Here is a 15,880-nt window from a genome sequence, read left to right on the forward strand (position 1 = left end):
ACTAGTTCACCATCCAGGAGGAAGGAAGTACATCATTTCCTTGATCGCATTATCATACTTGGTGCCAAATTTCGACCTAATGTCATTGACGTCCATTTGTATGGCTGCGCGATAGTTGCCTTGATTAATCAACGCTTGCTGCTGCCGACGATGCTCTATCGCCTCGCGACTCCGGCCCCAGCTCGCCGTCCTGTAATGGTCCGCCCTGTCCATCTGGATTGACGGACCTTTATCTCGCGGCAGTCCATTGATCGAGTTGGGCGGCATATGGTTGATCTCAGTGCCGTGAACATTCCTCCCTGTTGCAGGATCCTTAAGATTCTTGTAGATGCCGCCTCGGTAAACATGACCCGCGGGTGCAACGTTACAGTTGTGAACCAGGGCGGATACTGCCCCAGCGACCACATAATACGTATGCAGATCACTAACAGTCAGGTTGTGAACTGTGGCTTTGCCATCAGTCCACCGTTCGACTGCAGTTATCTGGACGAGTGTACCCGCACCCGTCTGGAGCCATGCTCCGGGACTGAGGTCCTCTGCAGGTACCCACTCATCGTCGCTTGGCACCCAAAACGGATGGCCGTCTGTGGCAATAACGGTTGCCGTATCAGTTGCATCGCTACCCGTACGCAGTGTGAGTCGTACTAGTTCTTTGGAGCCGGTTCCTTCGATGGTGGCTGTCACAGCCTCTGCGGCCGTCTCGCCTGTCTCAGGATCAGTGGCTAGGACGGTGTCTCCGGCCTTGATGTCATCAATGGACTTCGCCGTGCCGTCGGCCATCAGCACCTTAGTTCCGGGAACAAAACTATTGCCGAAACACCTCTGCATGAGCTTGCTTGGCTTGGCTCCGCTTGCACCAAGCCCCATACGATAGCCAAGACCGTCCGCAAACGCTCTGCCAAACATCTCTGCGGCACTCTGACTACTCAGAGGCAGAGCCTCCAGGTCATCCGCAGTTATCATCTGATTACAGTCGAATATCAGGCACTCGCCGAGGTCATCTATATCCTTCTCGGGCATGCCATAGAGCCACATCTTCCATCTTGTTTCACTGATAGCATCTTCGCCGCCGTATTTCCGCTGAGCTCGTCGACCTTCCGCGCCGCCATATCCGTTCTGCACCGTACGCACATAGGGCTCCCCAGCCTCCGCCATCTCGACAGTCGCTACATAGGAGCCGAGGGAGGCGATGTCCTGCTGTTCCTGGGCGTGCTCGGCTGCCTTCTTGAGAAGCCATCCGATCCACAGGCCGGTGGGATCAGAGTGAGTTATGGGATTGGCATTGGCGTAGGTGTACCCGTTCATCTGGAGCGGGTCATTGATGTCGATGATCGGGTCGGCGGAGATGAAGCGGCCGGTTGTTGCGTCGTATTCGCGGGCCCCGATATGAGTCAGACCGGTGGAGGAATCGTCGATGCCGTTGCCGAGGAAAGTGTGGCGGTCAGGCCAGTTGGTGGGTTCGGTGCCGCGGGGGTTGCCGTAGGGGTCGAACCGGCGGCCGGTTACAGCTTGGGCGGCGGTTTGCTCGACGGCGGTGGTCGCCGTGCCGTGGTGGTCTGGCAGGAGCACGGCGATCTTGTGGCCCGTCGTCTTACCGCCCGTTGTACGCACGGTGGTGGGTGCGCCTGGGTGGCTGTAGTAACGGCGGGCGTCCACGGCCTGGCCTGCTGTGTTGACGACGATTTCGGTTTCGCCGAGGAAGAGGGTGCGTGTGGTGCCGTCGTCCTCGATAAGGCGGTTGCCGGAGGCGTCGTACAGGTATTTGACGTCGGCGGTGCCGTCGTTGTTCGTGTCGACCGACGTCAGCTTGTTGCGGCGGTCCCACTTGAGGTTCTGGGTGTTGCCGTCGACGACCCGCTCTTCGGTGTTGCCGGCGGAGTCGTACTGGTGGGTGGAGCGCGGCTTGATCACTGATCCAGGCGCGCGGAGGACCGAGGTGACCTCTGTCAGGGTGTGGGGCTGGACGATCGGGGCCGGCTGCGGGCCCCCCTCCACAGTCTTGCCGTACTTGTAGGTGTGGATGTCGTCCATGTCCGCGTCGGTGCGGTCGTGAACGGTCATCTCGGTTCGGTTGCCGATGGCGTCGAACTTGTAGGAGTGCCAGTAGCCGCTGCCTTCCGGACCCGCCGCGACGTTCGCGCGGTCAGGGCCGGCGCCCTGTGCCGACGACGTCCTTGGGCAGAGCAGGCTGCCGTTCCCGTCTGTCCAGGCGTGTGCCAGGCGTCCCATGGGGTCGTAGGCGAAGCACTGCTCTTCCGTGCTGGCGGGCTGCTTGTCTGTGACAGAGGTGATGTTGCCCAGCGTGTCGTAGGCATAGGTGACGGCTGAGATCGAGGTGGGGGCGGTCTCCCGGTCCTTGATCGACTGGCTGATGCGGCCGGTGTGCCGGTCGTAGGTGTTGGTCGTCCATACCCGGCGTGGTGCTTCTCCCGTGGTGGTTCGGAGTTCTTCCCCGTATGGGTTGAGGACGGTTTCGGCGGTGTACCACAGCAGACCTGAGGTTGTGGTGGCCGAGCCTTCGCCGTCGTATCGGGTGACGAGCTTCTCGGCTGCCAGGCCGCCGGGCGTGGCCGGGAGGTCGACCGACTGGGGTTTGCCCGTGAGGGTGTACGTGTTGGTGTAGGTGTACGTCCCGGCCAGTCCCGTGGTCATGGGTGTGGTCGGAATGGTGATCTTTGATCCTGTGGGGCGGTACTCGGTGTCGTAGCCCGTGACTTCGCTGGTGAAGGCTGCGCCGTCGTTGTAGCGGACGGAGGCCACAGGCTGGCCCTTGGCGCCGGGCAGGGTGTCATAGGTCCACTTTGCGACGAGCGGTCCTGTCTCGGCGTTGTCCTCGCGCAGCTCCGTCTGGCGGCCGAGGGCGTCGTACTTCGTGTGCTGGGTTCTGGCCTGGGAGTCCTCTGTCCTAATTTGCCGGTCCAGGTTGTCGTACTCGAAGTAGGCGGTGCCCATGTCCGGGTCTGTGGCCGACTTCTTACGGCCCCGTGCGTCGTAGTCGTAGGTCCAGTTGTTGCCTTGGTGGTCCGTGACTTCTGCGAGGTGGCCGCGGGGCTCGTAGAGGTAGGTGGTGTCGATGCTCGTCGTGAGGTCGGTGGCCTGGTAGTGCTGGACCTTGGAGGTGCGTCCCAGTGCATCCGTCCAGGTCTTGACCGCGACGCTGCCTGACAGCGGGGTGGTGCCGGTGGCGGACATGGCCGTGCGCGACAGTGTCCAGTCGCCTTCGTAGCGGGTGGTCGTGGAGTGCTGGGCGACGTCTTCGTGCAGCGTGGTGATGCGGATGGGCCGGTTCAGGCCGTCGTACGCGGTTTCCGTGGAGTTGGGCACCTCGAAGACGGTGGCCGGGAAGAACAGCTGTGTGTCGGGCTCACCCTGGGCCAGGTACTTGTTGTTGACCTGTCGTGCCGTGCCGTTGGCGTTGTAGAGCGTGTCGGTGATGATCCGGCCGCCGCCGAGGGCCTCGGTCTGGGTCTGGCGGGGGCGCAGCATGCCGTCGTAGATGGCGACGGTGTCGGCGTAGGTGCCGTTGTCGCGCAGGGTGCGGGAGCGTACGGCTGGGACTTTGTTGTCGTCGATCTGGTATTCGAAGCGAGCGGTGGCCTCTGCCGTCAGGGGTCGGGACGGGGACCATGTGGCGGTGAGGCGTCCCAGTTCGTCGTACTCGCTGGTCGTCTTGCGGCCGTTGGCATCTGTGGTGGTCAGCACCGAGCCACGTGCGGGGTCGACAGCCGTGGTGGAGGCGTGGCCCAGCACGTTGGTGGCTGTGACCTCGAATGCCGGTCCAGTGGAGGGGCTGTAGGTGGTCGTGGTGGGGTTGTCTGCCGCATCCAGGGCTCTGGTGACGCGACCGAGAGCGTCGTACGTCGTACGTTCCGAGGTGATCCAGCCGGTGCCGTCTTTATTGACGGTGTCCACCTGGAAGGGCATGCCCTTGACGGGAGCTGTGCCGAAGGCAGCGAGTGCGTCGTAGGAGGTGCGGGTGTCGGAGATGACCTGGGTGGCGGTGGCGGTGCCTGCCTGGTCGCACGTTCCGACCGTGGTGCGCTCCCGCTGGGGCAGGCCGATCAGGTGCTTTCCGGTGCTGTGCACATATGCCGTGGTGGTGCACTTTTGATCGCCGGTGGTTTCACCGCCGGCGTCGTTCGGGGTGAGGGTGAGCGTGTGGGTCTTGGTGGGGAGGCCGTAGGTGTCCTCGTAGGTGGTGAGCTCGCGGACTGTGCGGGTCCGGTCGCCACTGATGTTCTGGATGGTGTCCGTGCGGACGGTGCCGGTGCGGTAGGCATCCAGTGCCGGAAGGCCGGTGCGTGCGCGGGAGGCTGATGTCTTGCTGTAGGGCCAGGAGATCTGTCGGGAGACGAGGGTGCCGCCGGCCTTGGTGTAGGTGAGGGTCTCGGCGACCCTGCCCTGATAGGCGGGCAGGTCTTCGCCCAGTGTGAGGGTGCCCGTCGAGTCCTTGACGGTGATCGTGGCGCGGCCGGCGTCGCCGGACATGCCGCGGAAGTAGCGGGTGCGGGTCTGTGACTGCTCGGTGGCGTCCGTGGCAGGAGGGTCTGTGCTGGTGACGCCCTTCTTTTCGACGACGCTGGCGTAGCCGCGCCACTGGTCATAGGAGCGCAGTGCCGGCTTGGTGAACTCGTCGGTGTTCTTCGCCCAGGCGGCGTCGTCGTCTTCGTAGGTGTAGCTGGTGACGACGTCCGGCTGGCGGGCTACGCGGTCCTTCTCGAAGACGCTGAGGACGACGTATTTGTTGAACCACTCGATGGGGGCTGGCTTCTTGGCGAGGTTCTCGTCGGAGAGCACCTCGGGGTCAGCGGACCAGTAGACCGGGAAGCAGCGAGTCGTGTTCGACGCGGGGGCGGGGTGTGCGCCGCCGACGGGGCACGGGTCGGAGTAGTCGACATGGATCTCGCCGCCTGATTCCGTGCGGATGGTCTCCACGCGGAGACGGTCGAAGTCCGGCGTCTGGTCTGTGCTGCTCTTGGCGACACGGTTGGGCATGTCGAGGTCGTTGGGCAGGAACGACACCGGCGGCAGCGCCTTGGTGAGCTGGCTGCCGGAGCTGTTCCGGGTGGTGCTGTAGCCCGTGCGGGTGATGGATTCCAGCCAGAGCGGTGGGTGGGTGTCGGTGCGCTGCTTGGGGAACGACTGGTGGAACTTCCAGTGGTCGACGTAGGACAGGGATGTTGATCCGGGTGTGCGCTGCCCGAGGGTCTTGACCTCGATGAGGCGCAGTCGGCTCCAGAAGGTGGGCGAGGTGATGTAGCAGTTCGCGGCCCCGGTTTTGCAGTGCAGGGTGGAGGGTGTGTCCCACCAGGGCTGCTTGTCCGCGTAGTTCTTCGACTCGAACTCCGTGGTGGAGCAGCTGGTGGTGCCTTCGCGGATGCAGCGTTCGTCGACTGTGAACAGGACCTTGCCGGCCGGGGCTCCGCTGAGGTTGTCCGAGCGCAGGCCGTAGAGGATCTGCGTGGGGTAGCCGCCGCGGTCGTAGGGGACGGCCTGCTTGAACTTCTCGTTTCTGGCGTAGAGGTTCGTCTCCTTCTTCCAGTCGATGATCATGGCGTTGCCGTGGAGGTCTTCGACGTAGTCGAGGTTCCAGCGCCATGCCTGCTGGCAGGAGGAGGAGGCATAGGTGGCGGCGTGGCAGGGCTCGCCAGTGTGGTTGCCAAAGACGGGGACGGTGAGGGCGGAGTTGGTGGGGGTGGTGCGGCCGGGCAGAGTGCTACGGCCGAACCAGTACTTCGTGCCGTCGCGCGTGGTCACGACCCAGTATTCAGCGTCGTACTTGTCACTCTGGGCGGTCTTTGCGCTGCCGTCCTTGGCCAGGTACTCGATCTTCGCGCCGGTGTCCGTCTGTGCGACCCAGTCGCCGGTGGCGTCGTCGTGGACGAGTTCGGTGGCGGAGCCCCCGAGCGACATCACGACGCTGTCGGATGCCCAGCACAGGTCGGACTTCTTCTTGTCCGTGCTGTTGTCATTGTTGGGGGTTCCGGAGCGGTCGTCATAGCAGGGGCGGTAGCGGCGTTCAATGTAGCCAGGGTGGTAGTCCCAGCCATCTCCGATCCATGAGGCTTGGCCATTGGTGACGGAGGTGTGTGCGTCGACGGTCTGGGAGGAGTAGGACAGGGAGATCTTCGGTGCCGGCCCGGCTGGCGGCTGGGGGACGGTGAGCGGGTAGGACCAGGAGAAGTTGCCGCTGCTGCCGCCCGCTGTCCAGTTGCCGGTGGCGGATAGGGGGGTGGCCTTGTATGTGCCGCCGGCGCCGGAGGCCGAGTCGGTGGCGGCGAGGACGACGGGGCCGCCTCCCGCTTGGGTGGTGAGTCCCTGGACCTGGCTGGCGGCGGGGTTGATGGTGGCGCGGACCGTGTCGGTCGAGGGGTCGTTCGCGCTGGGGACGTCGACGGTGGTGGTGCACTCCTCCAGCTCGGGCGTGGTGAGGAAGCACTCGGGAAGCTGGGTGAGCTTCAGGCGCGAGGACCACTCGTTGCCGAACAGGTCCTCGAACTGGCCGTAATCGAGCTCGACATCGACAGGTGTCGACCCGGTCTCGGGAGGGGTGATCTTGATGATGGCGCCGTCGACGTCCATCCATTCTGTGCTGGCGCGGGGCTCGAGAGCCACGTCCCAGGTCCCGCTGGGCGCGGGCGGGGCCGGTTCGGTCTCGGTGGGGGACGCTTGACCGATGCGCACAGGAAGAGTGCCTGCCTGCACGAGCTGGTCACCCGCACCTTCGAGCGGCACCGGGGCAGCGCCGCCCGTGGGAGGTGTGGTCTGGGTGGGGTTGTACTCGACCGGGGGCTCGATGGGTGCTCCGGACCAGCTGCTGTTGAGCTGCTCCATCGTGACCTCGTCCGGACCAGCCTCCACCTCCTGCTGCAGTTGCGTCAGCGTCGGGGCGGTGCGAGGGGAGGGCGGTGCGATGGCCCAGGCCTCGGCAGGAAGCAGGGTCACGGTCACGGCGAGGGAGAGCATCGCCCCCAGGCGGCGGACGCGCTGCGCGCGGCGGTGACGCACCGCGCTGCCTGACTTCTTCGACGAACGTGAACTCCACGCCATCGTCGGCCAGTTCAGGTTTCCGGGGAAACGAAAGGTGCGCCCTGAAAAGGACGAGGACATGGAGACCCCCCACTTCCGCTGCGGAGCCTTGGCAAGCAACAACCCACGCAGGGAAAACGACAAATAGCTCGGCGATTGTGCGGGGGCGGTGCACAGGAAATCCACAACCGCCGACAAGGTGTGACCTCAATCACAACAGGAAATAGAGGAGAAGTTGCGTAAAGGGACTGACGCGGCATCAGCGGCGGGTCGAGAGGATTGCATACTCAAGCGTTACGTAGTCGGTGATCATGCTCTACATGCTGGCAAATCGAGCTTCTACATGGAGGATTTGCACCGAGTGATGGCTTATCAGCACCGCTCTTCCGCTACTGAGGCCGCGTGCAGAGGCCGTCTCACCCGTACGACGCAAAGGGGCCGGCAGAGGGTTCCGATCCGCAGGGCGGATGACGAAAGCGTGAAGATGCTTCATGCTCTGCTGGCACACATATGCGCGTAGCAGGAAATCCGAGGGCCGCTCAGCATCCAGGCGCCCCGGGGGGAAAGGAAGTCATGGACGCCTCGAAGGCTGCGGAGAAGGCATCAAGTACGCCACCCGAAGCGCAAGCGAACCCGCCTGAACAACCCATGGCGCTACGGAATTTGAGGTCCAGTCGCAAGCGCCGGTCCGCTGGCCTCGCGGCCCTCCTGGCGGTCGCGGTAGCCATCCCCACGGGGCTGCACCTCAACGCCACCCTCTCCCAGGACGGCTTCCCACAGGCGAAGCCGAACACTGCTCGCAAGGCACCTGTCACCACGGATGAGGCGGTACGCGAAGCCCGCCGGACGGGCAAGGACATCGAGGTCCCCGACCAGCGCACCGCGACCTCCACGACGTGGGCGCGGCCGGACGGGCTGCTGCGCACCCGTACCTACGGCGATACCATCCGCGCCAAGGTCGGTGGCGAGTGGAAGCCCATCGACACCACCCTCGAGCGAGTGAACGGCGGCTACGCCCCCAAGGCCGTCAACGACCCGCTCCTCTTCTCACACGGCACTACCGCCGGCAAGAGCGCCAGCCGCGCCTCGCGAGCGCTGGCCCGCCCAGCGCTCCTACTGGACAGCCCTTCCGAGGACGCTGGCATCTGGAGTGAGCTCGTACGGTTCACCACCGACGGACACGACATCGTCGTCAGCTGGCCCGGCCCCCTCCCCGCCCCTGTGATCGACGGACCACGAGCGCTGTACGAGGAAGTACGGCCCGGTATCGATCTTCTCCTCACCGCACGTGACAGCGGGTTCTCCCACGTCCTCATCGTCAAGAACCGCGAAGCAGCAAGCGACCCAGTGCTTAACGGACTCGACTACCGCCTCACCTCCCCCACTCTGACGTTCACCTTCGACGCCAAGACCAGGGTGGTCAGCGCCCGCGACAACTCCGGCCAGGAAGTCGCCGCAGCCCCAAGCCCCTACATGTGGGACTCCGCCGGCCCCGTCAAGAAGACCATCGGCGAATCGGCACCTTCCCCCGAGGCAGCGGTTGAGGACACCAGCCTCACTGAGGACGGTCTCGCCGGGCCGCAGCCCGGCACCCACGACGCGCCGCTCGGTGCAACGTTCAACCAGGACACGGGCGTGCTCGCGATCACCGTCGCCGACAAGCTGCTGGCCGACGCCGACACGGTTTATCCCGTCTTCATCGACCCCTCCCTCAAGGGCCGGAAGCAGAACTGGACACTCCTGTACGAGAAGTACCGCACGTCCAGCTTCTACAACGGCCAGAACTTCAACGACGGCTCCAACGACGCCCGCGTCGGCTACGAGTCGGACAGCGGCGGGCTGTCCCGCTCGATCTTCACCTTCGAATACCCCTCCGCTCTCCGGGGCGCCACCGTGAAGACCGCGACGTTCCGGGCGCTGCAGACCTACGCCTGGGGCTGCGCCTCACGCCAGTACAACCTCTACCTAACCGGCGCGATCTCCAGCACCACCACGTGGGACACCCAGCCGGCCTGGATTCGCCAGTTGTCGAGCCAGACGAACGGCCACGGATACCGGTCCGACACCTGCCCCGACAAGTGGATCGCCATGGATATCCGATCCGCCGCTCAGGAAGCCTCCAACGGAAAGTGGGCCTCCCTGCCACTTGGCCTGCGTGCCGCCAACGAGGGCGAGGCCAGCTACTGGAAGAAGTTCCTGGCCAACGGCGAAAGCGCCCCCTACATCGAGATGGTGTACAACAGACCGCCCAACGAGCCGACGGCATCAGCCATGAAGATGTCACCAGGTGTCACGTGCGATCCCAATGCCGGCTACGTCCCCAGCGTCGGCAAGTCGGACCTCACCTTCATCGTCACCGGCTCCGACCCGGACGGCGCCACGAACCTCAAGTACATCAACCTGTACGTGTGGCCCACCAATGACCCCGACCACCCGGTCGTCAACCAAAACCTCACCCCCGACAGCTACGGAACGGCCAAGAACACGCCCTACCCCTGGAGCATGTTCACCAACGGCACGACCTACAGCTGGGCCGCACGCACCATCGACGACGACGGCGCAACCTCCCTGTGGGGACCCGCCGGGACAACAAAGCCCTGCAAGTTCAAGGTCGACAACACAGCGCCGACAAGCCCCAACGCAACCTCCACGGCCTTCCCACCACCGGGATCCGAGTACGACGTCTGGTCGACCAAACGCTACGGCGAGGTAACCGGCACCTTCACCTTCACACCAGGCGGCACCGGCGAAGGCGTGGCCAAATACCAGTACAGCTTCAACACCGCCTTCGACCAGACAGTCACAGCCACCGCCGACGGCAGCGCCGTCACGCCAGTACTGCGTCCACCGCACGCAGGCCCCAACGTCCTGTACGTCCGAGCCGTCGACGCCAGCGGCAACATCTCCAGCCCCTTCCAGTACGTCTTCTACGTATCCCCGCCCAAGGTGCTCGACCACCCCGGCGACGTGACAGGTGACGGAATCCCCGACCTCTACTCCGTCAACGAAGACGGGGTCCTCGAGCTGTACGCCAAGAGCCCCGGCAAGGATCGCTTCCACCGCTGGCTGATGGCCGCCGCGTACACCATCGGCGACGACGGTAAGGCAGTACAGGTGCCAGACGGGTACTGGACCAACGCACTGATCACCCACAACGGCGACTGGCTCCCCGGCGATGGCATCCAGGACCTCGTCGCCCGTATGGCCGACGGAAAGCTCTACACCTATGAAGCCGACGGCTACGGCGGCTTCGACGTGAACAAGCGCCGCGAGGTCATCCTGCCCGCCGGCGCGCCCGCTCCGGCAAGCCTCCGACAGATCGTGGCAGTCGGCGACGTCACCGGCGACGGCCGGCCAGACATGCTGGCGCTGGCGAGCGGCAACCTGTGGGCCTTCACCGGTTACACCGGAGCCACCTTCACCAAGGCCACCCACCTCACCGGCGAAGACTGGACAGACCGCGACCTCGTCCAGCTCGGCGACCTCGGCGCAGACAGCGCCCTCGACCTCGTATTCCGCGCCAACACCGCCGGCCAGCTCCAGCTCCGGTACGGCAAGAACACGGCGACCGGAGCACTCGACCTGGCGTCCATCGGCACGAGAACAGCATCAGGCGGCCAGCTCGACACCTACGGCGCCTCCGGCTGGTCACGCGCAGCGGCACCCATCGTGACCGGCTTCCAGGACATCACCAGCGACGGCAACCCCGAAGTCGTCGTCCTCCTCGCCAACGGCGACGTACGCGTCAACCCCGGACACGCCTCCGGACTCGTCGCCACCACACCCTTCTACCTAGTCCGCAGCACCATCGGAACCACCTGGTCCGGATACTCAGCCATCGGCTAACGCACCCCACAACCAATCAGGAGGCTCCGCCCAACACGTACTGGGCGGAGCCTCCAACACGCTGGGCTCCGACAAAAAGCTGTCTCAAGTGGCTGGGCAGGAGGAAGACACCGCGGCTCTTGACCGCTACCGGGCGTCGCAGTCAAGGGGGCCGGGACGGGGACTCCCGTTGACCACTTCCGCTACCGCCACGGTCAGTGACGGGGGCAGGTGGTCATCGCTGCCAAGGGCGCAGCACGGCTGTCACGGCGGCTGCAACGGTGCCGGTAGCGCTGAGAAGGCCGGCGGCGACGCCGAGGGGTGCGGCGGCGCTCAGGTCTTGCCAGGCCACGTAGGAAGCGGACACGCACGCGGTGACGGTGAGCAGGATACAGAGGACGGTGACGGCGGCCACGAGCGCGGTGATGACCTGGGGCACCTGGCGGGAGTTTGGGTCAGTCGAGGCGGACATGGTATCGAGCCTCCTGGGTCATGAGTTGGCACGTCGGGCGGAGCTGGGGGTCTTCATCCCTTGGCGTCTTGCGGCTATGGAGCGACAGCGCTGGACGTCCTACTTCGTGAGAGCGAGTGGATTGCTCGTGACGCCAGGAACGGTGCGTGATGCGGGGGCTAGGCCCACAACAGTGGTCACGAGGACCATTGGAAAGGCCCCATTAAAGGGTCTGACCTGGGAAAAGCCGGTCGGCGGCTCTTGAACGCAGCTTCGGACACTGCTGCGAATCCTCCTACATACCCCCGTTCAGGGCGCTGGCGCGGGCACGCCGAGGCCGTACGAGGTGTGTCTTACTGATCGTTTCAGAATGAGTTGAGCTGCGGGTCTCGTGTCCGACGATCTTGGTCGGCAGGATGTCCGGGTGCATGCTGATCTTGTTCCTGACGACCTGCAGGAGCGGGTGGCTCCGCTGCTGCCGTCCGCTCCCGAACGGCGCCGCTGGTATCCCGGGACGGCTGCGTGTTCCCGGCCGTTAGGCGCTCGCCGGAATCCTGTTCGAGCTGCGGACCGGTGTCGCGTGGCGCGATTTCTCGGCCGAGGCCGTGGGCTGCTCTGGGATGACGGCCTGGCGTCGGCTGCGGAACTGGACCGAGGCCAGCGTCTGGTCATGCCTGCACGCCGTTCTGCTGACCGAACTCCGCCGCGCGGACTCGTTGACCTGGACGACTGCTCCGTGGACGGCTCGCATGTCCGGGCCCTCAAAGGGGGATCACGTCGGCCCCTCGCCCGTCACGTGCCCACCCGGGCTCCAAGCACCACCTGATCGTCGACCGCCACGGAACCCCGTTCGCCGTCACGCTCACCGGCGACAAACCGGCACGACCTCACCCAGCTCCTGCCCCTAATCGCCGCCGTCCCGTCGATCCCGGGACTGCGCGAACGTCCCCGCCGCAAGCCCCGGCGGCTGTATGCAGACCGTGGCTACGAGACTTCGAGAAGTACCGCCCCTGCTGTGAAAGCGCGGCATCAAACCCGTGATCGCCGACGCGGCGTCGCCCACGGCTCCGCACTGGGCAAAGTGCGCTGGGTCGTCGAGCGCGCCTTCGCCTGGCTGCACCAGTTCAAACGACTCCGCACTCACTACGAACGACGCGCCGATCTCCACCAGGGGCCTGCTCGAACTGGCCCGCAGCCTCATATGCCTCGGCCGGCGGCTCCAGCGGGCGGTCAATCGCGCCAGTAGCGGAGACGGGCCTCAGACCCGTTGATACGCACGATGCAATCCTTGAAGAGCCGCAACGGAGGCTGGCCGTCAACTACTGGAGCCAGCGTGAGCCCCAAATCCTGCAACGGCTTGGCCAGGGCGACGAACCTGAGCCCATCAGGGTCAGGGCCCTCATAGGCCGCCCATGCCTCGAACAACGAACTCACGCTTTCCCAGCCCGGCCCCGGGGCGAAGCGCGCCAGGAAGAACGGCTGATCACAGCCATACTCACTGAGCTCACCGACCAGGACGTCTCCACGCAAGAGCTGCCATCGCGTCACCTGATGCCCCCGTCCCCACCGCCCAGTCGCGTCCGCATCATCGCAGCGCGCAACTCTCTGGCCAAGCGTTTCATTCTGAAACGATCAGCTAGCCTGCCTGACTTGGGAGCGCATCTGCGCCGACGCACTCTTCGGACCGGCCTGAGCAGCCACCGTGTGTGCTGGTCAGGCCTGGTTCCGGGCCCTGGCCATGGCCGACAAGCCCAACGGCACGTTCGATCAGACGTGGGATCCGCTCCGGAATTGCAGTTCCTCGTGCACCAGCGCCATGACCGGCACCTGACGCGGCAGCCCGTCAGCTCCCAGGACGCCGAAGAAGGCGGCGGCGAAGAAGACCCCGGTCCGAAAGCCCCGCAAGGCGAGCTGAGGCGCGCCCCGCTGGTCAGCCCAGACAGTCCAGCATCCCCAGCCCGGTATCCGGCTGTCAGGTCCCGCACGCCTTCAGGTCGTCCCCGGCCTGGGCAGCCGTCCTATCCGTTGGGCTCCGGGTGCAGTATCTCCGCCGTAACCGCCCCGCTCCACCTCGTACCGGTTCAGGCCGAACCGCTGCGCATGGATGCGGCTCTGTGCGCGCCTGCTCTTGATCGCCTTCCACGTCGCGGTTCTTAAATCCACCCGTCGGCCGGCGGCGCGAACCGCCCCACCCAAGCAACCCTCCGGGCGGGATCCACAGGGCATACCCTCGCCCCCGGATCTGGTCGATGCCTGCGAGAAGGTCCGTCCATGGCGCGGCTACTCGCCGGGCTGGACCAGCACTACTCCACGTCGCTCGCCCCGCCCGCTTCAAGCCGCGCCTTGCCGTCTTAAGGTAAGCGGGGGTGAGGGTGCCGTGTCCGTCGTGGGGCTGCGCCCTCCCCTGCTTGGCGGCGACTGGCTGCAATGGAGTCTGAATGAGTTCTGGGTATGAAATAGGTCGCCGTCTGAGCGGAGTGGCCACGGTGGCTCTCCTCGTATTCGGCCTCTCCGGCTGTGCGCTGCTAGGTGATGATCGGCCGCGTTCGACCGCCCTCAAGGAGCGCGAGCTGAAGGTGACTGAGTTGGTCGGCGGTTGGGAGGGAGAAGGAGGCGCGCGTCTCACAATGACCGAGCGAGACCAGCGTTTCGTGGCCAAGGGGTTGCAGGCGGACAAGCCGGAACAAGACGGCCTGCCCGTCGATACGGACGGGCGGGTGAGCGGGAAGGGCACCTGGTCGTTCGACAAGTACACGGCTGGGTATCAAGTCGACCTGCATTTCCAGGGGCCTGGCGATCTGACGCTCACCGTGGCGGAGCTGGATGGCGAGCTCGTCATCTCAAGCTACGTCAACGACGGCGACGAGTTCCTGCTGCACCGCTCCTGACCGCCATCCGCGCGGCGCGCCCAGGCGGTGCACCTCACCGAGTCGCCGGCCGCGCAGTGAGAGCAAGATTTCAGCCCGGTCACGGCGCGGACCCGGACGGCGCGAATCTGCGCGGCACGGGCCTGGCCGACATAGACACGAGCCCCGCCACGGGGGTTGAGCGACGGCCGGGCGTGCGTAAGGCCGGGTGACCGGTCCGCCGGCGCGCGCCCGGGCCCTGCAGGTCACAGGCGGGTGATGCGGCCCAGTGGTGCACGGGGTTCGCGGCGGGCCGGGATGCGGCCGGTGAGCAGGACGAGGCGGGTGGCCCGGTGACGCTGGTCGGCGTAGGGGGTCAGGAGTTGAAGCATGTCGGTGTCGTCGAGGTCGCGGCGGCCGGTGAGGACGTAGCCGATGTGGCCGGGCAGGTGGAGGTCGCCAAGGGTGAGGGCGTCGGGGGCGCCGTTGGAGCGTTGCAGGACCTCCGCGGCGGTCCATGGGCCGATGCCGGGGATCAGTTGCAGGCGCCACATGGCCTCGGGAAGGTTTATCGCGGCGGCTTCCTCTAGGCCGGGGTGCGTAGCGGCAAGCCCGCAGGAGGAGAGGCCGAGGCGGAGAAGCGGGCAGGCCCGCACCGGGCTGAGGCAGGCCACGCGCGAGGCGGCCGCGACGGGGGCCTTGGACGTCGCCGAAGCCGCCTGACCCACCCCTTTGTACGACGGCTCCGACAGGACCAAAACTGTGTCCGACCCGCTGCCGCCCCCGTACCCGCCGGACAACGAGCGGCTGGCCGACATCGAGACGTACCTGACCGTGCATCTAACGTACGTCCGCCAGGTGCGCGCGGCCGAAGCCCGGCGCTGCCAGATCCAGCAGCGCACCGCCCCACCGCCCCCGCCGCCCTACCGGCTCCAGCGCGGCCTGGACGCCGCCCGCGCCGTCGTCCGGGTCCACCTCGGCGACTCCGCCATGGCGAAGAAGGCGCCCGGGGTGGACGACCTGACCGCCCGGCGCGCCCTGGTGGAGGGCGTCGAAGCGTGTGCGGTGTGCCGGCCCGACACCGAGTTGGGCCTGATCGACGGGTGGAGGACCTCTCCCCCGCTTAGGCTGCGGTCGTCCGGCCGGACGGCGGGGCGGTGAGCCTCGGGTCGTGTTAGGCATCGTGGTCGGGGTGGCGGCGGATGTCGGCGTAGACCCGGGCTCTGCGTGCTGTGCCCACGGGTCCGGAGCAGCCCGAGGCGCTGGTGCAGCTCCTGGACTGGCGCCACGGCCCGCACTTCTGGCCGGCCGCCCCGTGCGTGCTGTGCGGCACCACCACACCGCTGAGGTCCCACGCCAAAGACCGTCTACAAGGTCTGCGCGGAGCTCTGGAATTCGCGGCACCCCAGCGAGGCCCCGGTTCGCCTCTCGGTCGTCGCGGAGGTCAGTCCCGGGCAGGTGGCACCTCTCCCTGAGCCTGTGAGGTCGGTCCGCGTGAAGTCGTAGCCCCACTGGCCGAGGGGCCACACCGGCGGCCCAGGAAGTTGATCCGCCGATTTCGCCGGGACGCTGTGTCACCGCTGCCCCTGAAGGAAGGCTAGAGTCCGCATTGCCGTCTGCGCCCTCGTCCAGCTCCCACGCGTCAGGGTCGCGCAGGGGACGCAGCGTCAGGCAAGCTGATGAGAGGACGTCGGGTGGTGGCAGCGGCCGTCGGCTCCACGAGCCGACG

The 15,880-nt window shown here is 66.0% G+C and carries 6 protein-coding genes and 2 pseudogenes; 4 read left to right on the top strand and 4 right to left on the bottom strand.

The window, feature by feature from the left end; all coding sequences use genetic code 11:
* Positions 1-6: 6 nt before the first annotated feature.
* A complete protein-coding gene (locus E2B92_RS00230; RefSeq protein ID WP_133087344.1) occupies positions 7-7,227 on the bottom strand; it encodes a polymorphic toxin-type HINT domain-containing protein in 7,221 nt (2,406 codons plus the stop codon).
* A 375-nt stretch (positions 7,228-7,602) separates the two neighbouring features.
* Between E2B92_RS00230 and E2B92_RS00235 the strand changes: the two genes are divergently transcribed.
* The gene (locus E2B92_RS00235; RefSeq protein ID WP_160159713.1) at positions 7,603-10,875 is read left to right on the top strand and encodes a DNRLRE domain-containing protein; all 3,273 of its coding nucleotides are present in this window, start codon (positions 7,603-7,605) and stop codon (positions 10,873-10,875) included.
* Between the two features lie 214 nt (positions 10,876-11,089).
* Here the strand turns inward: E2B92_RS00235 and E2B92_RS00240 are convergent, their stop codons facing one another.
* The gene (locus tag E2B92_RS00240; RefSeq protein ID WP_126882874.1) at positions 11,090-11,293 is read right to left on the bottom strand and encodes a hypothetical protein; all 204 of its coding nucleotides are present in this window, start codon (positions 11,291-11,293) and stop codon (positions 11,090-11,092) included.
* Between the two features lie 436 nt (positions 11,294-11,729).
* On the opposite strand from E2B92_RS00240, the pseudogene E2B92_RS00245 reads away from it, so the two are divergent.
* Positions 11,730-12,576: pseudogene (locus E2B92_RS00245) on the top strand (IS5 family transposase).
* Here E2B92_RS00245 and E2B92_RS00250 read toward each other — a convergent pair.
* Positions 12,536-12,853: a hypothetical protein gene (locus E2B92_RS00250; protein ID WP_126882873.1), complete on the bottom strand. Its 318-nt coding sequence runs from the start codon at positions 12,851-12,853 to the stop codon at positions 12,536-12,538. The pseudogene E2B92_RS00245 and the gene E2B92_RS00250 overlap by 41 nt on opposite strands.
* Positions 12,854-13,791: 938 nt before the next feature.
* On the opposite strand from E2B92_RS00250, the gene E2B92_RS00255 reads away from it, so the two are divergent.
* Positions 13,792-14,193: a hypothetical protein gene (locus E2B92_RS00255; RefSeq protein ID WP_126882872.1), complete on the top strand. Its 402-nt coding sequence runs from the start codon at positions 13,792-13,794 to the stop codon at positions 14,191-14,193.
* A gap of 224 nt (positions 14,194-14,417) precedes the next feature.
* Here E2B92_RS00255 and E2B92_RS00260 read toward each other — a convergent pair.
* A pseudogene (locus E2B92_RS00260) lies at positions 14,418-14,772 on the bottom strand (DNA-3-methyladenine glycosylase 2 family protein); the annotation flags it as partial.
* Positions 14,773-14,913: 141 nt separating this feature from the next.
* Between E2B92_RS00260 and E2B92_RS00265 the strand changes: the two are divergent.
* A complete protein-coding gene (locus tag E2B92_RS00265) occupies positions 14,914-15,312 on the top strand; it encodes a DUF6233 domain-containing protein (RefSeq protein ID WP_126882871.1) in 399 nt (132 codons plus the stop codon).
* Positions 15,313-15,880: the final 568 nt, after the last annotated feature.

Source organism: Streptomyces sp. WAC05374, from assembly GCF_004353505.1.
GTDB lineage: Bacteria > Actinomycetota > Actinomycetes > Streptomycetales > Streptomycetaceae > Streptomyces.

Excerpts from the sequence above, each read along its gene's own strand:
- E2B92_RS00235 (WP_160159713.1), top strand. The coding sequence starts at position 7,603 with ATGGACGCCTCGAAGGCTGCGGAGAAGGCATCAAGTACGCCACCCGAA.